A 5,498-nucleotide genomic window follows, 5' to 3' on the forward strand; every position below is an offset into this window, starting at 1 on the left:
GGCAAAAAGAAAATACATTAGAAATGTTTTGTCCATTTAAAAACATTGATTTTCGTTATAATACCCTTAATCTCGGACAGCTAACATTAGAAGCTTATTCTCCTTTGGAAGATTGCATTAGCGTTAAAATCATAGGCTACAGAGGTGGAAAACACAAAGTCAAAAAATTTGAATGGAATCGTCAAAAAGTAGATATCAACATTACTCAAAATGGTGCTGAATTGGTGTCTGGAAAACTTACATTAAAGGCACAAAAAAGACCATTTAATATATCGTTTTATGCCGAAGGCGAAAGACTTACAGGCTATCTTGATAAATCACTTTCTGTTATGACTGACAAATTTACTCAAACACGCTTTTTGGTAAACGGACTTGAACTTGGAGTGGGCGAATACATTTATGGAGGCGGCGAACGCTTTACTCCATTTATCAAAAACGGACAGTCAATAGATATTTGGAACGAAGACGGTGGAACAGCAAGTAATATTTCATATAAAAACATACCATTTTTTATAAGCAGCAAAGGATATGCAATATTTGTCAACACTCCTGACAGAGTTTCCTTTGAAATAGGCAGCGAAAAAGTGGAAGAAACACAATTTTCGGTTGCAGACGAAGAACTTGAATATGTAATTATTTATGGCAAAAAGCCAGCCGAAATATTGGAAAAATACACACAGCTTACAGGCAGACCCGCATTATTGCCGCCCTGGTCATTTGGACTATGGCTTTCTACATCTTTTACTACCAATTATGATGAAAAAACAGTCAATTTTTTTATTGATGAGATGTTTAGGCGCAATATTCCGCTTTCAACTTTTCATTTTGATTGTTTTTGGATGAAAGAATTTGAATGGTGCGGTATGGAATGGGACAAAGACCTTTTCCCAGATCCAAAAGAAATGATAGAAAGACTGCACAAAAAAGGTCTTAAGGTTTGTGTTTGGATCAATCCTTATATCGCTCAAAAGACTGCATTATTCGAAGAAGGTATGGAAAAAGGATATTTCTTAAAAAGACCTGACGGCAAGGTTTATCAGCGTGATGAATGGCAAGCTGGTATGGCGATTGTGGATTTTACCAATCCAGCTGCTGCCAAGTGGTATGCTGATAATCTAGAAAAGCTTTTAGACATGGGCGTGGACTGCTTTAAGACAGATTTTGGAGAAAGAATTCCAGAAGATGTCGTATATTTTGACAACAGTTTCCCCAGAGGCGCCCATAACTATTATACATATCTTTATAACCGTTGCGTTTTTGAATTGCTTGAAAGAAAAAGAGGAAAAGGCGAAGCGGTTTTGTTTTCAAGAAGTGCATGTGCAGGCGGACAGTCCTTCCCTGTACACTGGGGTGGGGACTGCAACTCAAATTACAACTCAATGGCTGAAAGTTTAAGAGGTGGCTTGTCATTAGTTTCTAGCGGGTTTTCATTTTGGAGCCATGATATAGGTGGCTTTGAAAATAACTCTCCTCCTGATATATACAAAAGATGGGTTGCTTTTGGACTGTTATCCTCGCACAGCAGATTGCATGGTTCAACATCATATAGAGTTCCTTGGAATTATGATGAAGAAGCATGCGATGTCTTGAGATTTTTTACCAATTTAAAATATGAACTTATGCCTTATATATATAGTGCGGCAATTTTGTCGCATCAAAAAGGAACACCTATAATGCGTCCGATGTTCTTTGAATTTGATGAGCCTACCTGCAAATATCTAGACAGACAATATATGTTCGGTCAAAGCATTTTGGTGGCACCTGTATTTTCATCAGACAATCAATGCGAGTTCTATTTGCCCGAAGGCAATTGGATACATTATCTAAGCGGCGAATGTTTGACTGGCGCAAGATGGTATAAAAAAGAATATGACTTTTTCTCTTTGCCTTTATATATCCGTCCAAACTCAATAATTGCGCGCGGTGCTGTTAACAACAGACCTGATTATGATTATATAAAAGATACAGTATTTGAAATTTTTGGACTAGAAACAGAGGCGCAATGTATCGTTTATTCCGCTGACCTAAATCAAAAAGCCGAAGTTAGAGCGAAAAGAATAAAAGATACAATTAATATAACTACTACTGGCGAAGTTAAGTATATTTTGCTCAACGGCATTTTTGAATGCCAGGCAACAGGCGCACAACAGCAAAAAAACCAAAGAGGAATAAAGCTTACTTTAACATCAGACAATGTTTCGATTAAACTCTAAACTAATAATTCATTTAAAAAATTCTGGTTTTATATGCTGAATATATAGAATTGGGGGAGTGATGATGTGAAAAAACAGTTATTTCTTGGTGCTGCTTATTATCCCGAAGTCAATTATTTTCAAACTTTGGATGAAGATATTGCATATATGAAAAAAGCCCATTTGAATGTTATGAGAATGGGTGAATTTGCATGGAGTGTTTTTGAACCCAAAGAAGGCGAATATAATTTTGACTGGCTTGAAGACGTAGTAAAAAAACTGTATAAAAACGGTATTTATAGTATTCTATGCACGCCCTCCAATACTCCGCCTATATGGCTTACAAGAAAACATCCCGAAATTTTGAGGCGAGATGATGACGGTCAATATGCGGTTCATGGCGGACGGGGACACGGCTGTCCCAACAGCCCTGTATTTAACAGCTATGTGGAAAAAATCGTCAAAAAAATGGCGGAGCGTTTTAAGGATAACCCCGCAGTGATAGGTTGGCAGATAGATAATGAAATTTATCCATGGCGTCAAGGCTGTCATTGCGATTATTGCATGGATAAGTTTTATGAGTATCTAGAAAAAAGATATGGAACTATTGATAATCTCAATAGACAATGGAGCTTGCGCATTTGGAGTATAGAATATCAGGATTTTAGACAAATAGAATATCCCAAGATAAAAGAATGGGGAAGTCATCCTTCAGCTACTACCGAATATATTAGTTTTCAGGTGCATAGCAATGCGGATTTTATATCACGACAAGCAGATATTTTGAGAGAATGCGGAGTAAAAGTGCCGATAGGCACCGATATGATGACTGTTGTTAGTCAGGACCATTACATAACCAATCAAAATCTTGATGTGGCTATGCTTAATCATTATCACAGCAAAAAAAATCTTTGGGAAGCGGGTTTTTGGATGGACTATATGTCGGGGTTGAAAGCTAGACCGTTTTGGAATACGGAAACAGCCACCACAGCAAACGGTTCTAACAGTGTGAATCCGGATCCATATCCTGTAAATTTCAATTATATCAATACGTTATTGCCTTTTGCATTTGGCGCAGAAATGAATCTTTATTGGCTGTTTAGAGCCCATTATGCCGGACCTGAACTTATGCATTCTTCTGTGATAACTTCTCAGGGCAAACCCGTTCATGTTTTTGATGAGATAATTAAAGCGTCAGAAACTTTGGAAAAATGCGGTCAATTTTTGATTGACTATCAATTATCCCAGCCAGAATTTGCAATGAGCTTTTCAAGTCACGCGTGGAATATGTTTGAAGGGCAAAAAGTGGTGGCAGGATTTAATTACTTTGAAAATATTTTAAATTGCTATAAGACATTAATAAATGCGTCATTGCGTCCGCATATTCATAATCCTAATAATTCATTAGACGGAATAAAGGTTTTGTATTCGCCGTTTTTGATTTCGTTAGAAGAAGGAAATTTTAAAGAAAGGCTTACTAACTGGATAAAAGACGGCGGAGTATGGATAACAGGTCCGCTTACTGATATAAGAAATCAATATTGCGCAAAATTCATTAATACGGTTTTTGGATTAATAGAAGAATTGACAGGATTAGAAAATCTTTATCAGATTCCTGCAACAAGCCTTGAAAATACTATTATCTTAGAAAATGGTATAACCAGCAAGACAAATATTTGGAACGATGTTTTTGAAATTAAACCAGAGCATAAGGTAATAGCTAAGTATCAGTCCCAAAGCGCCAATATAGACGGCAAGGCTGCGATAGTTGGCTGCAAGGTAGGAAAAGGCGAAGTTGTTGTAATGGGCACAATGCCCGAAAATGAAATTATGGTAGATATTATAAAAAAATATCTTGATAAAACGCATTCTTTGCCTGATATAAAATGCAGTCCGTATGTAATCGCGGTAAAAAGAACAGATGGCAAGAAAACAGGATATTGCATAGCAGAGACTGCATGCGAGCAAGGTTATGTAGAACTTGATGGCGAATATATAGATGTTGCCAGCGGCAAAAAAGTTAATGGCAAAATTGACATTAAGCCTTACAGCTTTATTTGCTTGGAGAAAATCTGATGAAAGAAAGATTTAAAAACAGTCAATGGTTTAGAGACGCAAGATTTGGAATGTTTATTCATTGGGGATTATATGCAATTCCTGCACGAGGCGAATGGGTAAAAAGCATAGAAAAAATTCCCGATGAAGTTTATGACCGATATTTTGATGAATTTAACCCGACTGAATTTGATCCGGTTTTTTTAGCAAAAACGGCCAAGCTGGCAGGAATGAAATATGCAGTTTTAACCTCAAAACATCATGACGGTTTTTGTCTTTTTGATAGCCGATATACCGATTACAAAATCACCAACACCAAATACAAAAAAGATGCAGTAAGAGAATTTTTGGATGCGTTTAGAGCGGAGGGATTAAAAGTCGGCTTATATTATTCTTTGCTAGACTGGCATCATCCTGACTATCCCGCATTTGATGATCCTTATCATCCTATGCGGGGCAATCCCGAAGCTAATCAAAAAAGAGATTTTTCAAAATATCTTGAATATATGCACAATCAGATAAAAGAGCTGGTTACACAATATGGAAAGCTTGATTTGATGTGGCTTGATTTTTCTTATGACGAATTAAAAGGCGAAAAATGGCGTGCTACTGAACTTGTCAATATGATTCGTTCTTTTCAGCCTGATATCTTAATTAATAACAGACTTGACGCGGCAGCCGACCATTTTGGCGGCATTATGACTGATGAGCCTAAGGTTTATAGCGGCGATTTTGCTTGTCCTGAACTTCTTATGCCGCCGCAAGGCTTGCATGATGATTCGGGCGAAGCGATACCTTGGGAAATCTGCGCATCAATAAATGAGAGCTGGGGATATAATGCGCAGGATAAAAACTTTAAAGACAGCACGCTTATTATAAAAAAACTTATAGAAGCTGTTTCAAAAGGCGGAAACTTCATTCTCAATATATCACCAGATGCTAAGGGAAAATTACAGACGGAAGCAGTTGAAACTTTGAAAAAAGTCGGCGAGTGGTTAAGGACTTTTGGAGAGAGTATTTACGGATGTGATGATGCTCTTCTTCCAAAACCCGAATGGGGAAGATACACAAAAAAAGGCAATTACATTTTTGCGCATGTCTTTGAACGCCCTTTAGGTCCGTGTCTGGAACTTTCATCAATAGACAAAAAAGACATAGAAAGCATTGTTATGCTAAATGACGCAAGCGAAATCAAATTAATGACTGAATGGATAGCCGCCAATTATCCCAAAAACACATTTGCCGAAATTT

The 5,498-nt window shown here is 37.2% G+C and carries 3 protein-coding genes; all 3 read left to right on the top strand.

Annotated features, from left to right (window positions below; genetic code table 11):
• A partial coding sequence (gene yicI, locus VIL26_07675; GenBank protein HEY8390806.1) for an alpha-xylosidase occupies nt 1-2,213 on the top strand: 2,213 nt, incomplete at its 5' end.
• A gap of 66 nt (nt 2,214-2,279) precedes the next feature.
• Nucleotides 2,280-4,268 (top strand): beta-galactosidase, encoded by a 1,989-nt coding sequence (locus VIL26_07680; protein ID HEY8390807.1) that lies wholly within the window; start codon nt 2,280-2,282, stop codon nt 4,266-4,268.
• Nucleotides 4,268-5,498: alpha-L-fucosidase (locus VIL26_07685; protein HEY8390808.1), on the top strand; the 1,231-nt coding region annotated here is incomplete at its 3' end. The genes VIL26_07680 and VIL26_07685, both read left to right, overlap by 1 nt.

This window comes from Clostridia bacterium, from assembly GCA_036562685.1.
Lineage (GTDB): Bacteria > Bacillota > Clostridia > Christensenellales > DUVY01 > DUVY01.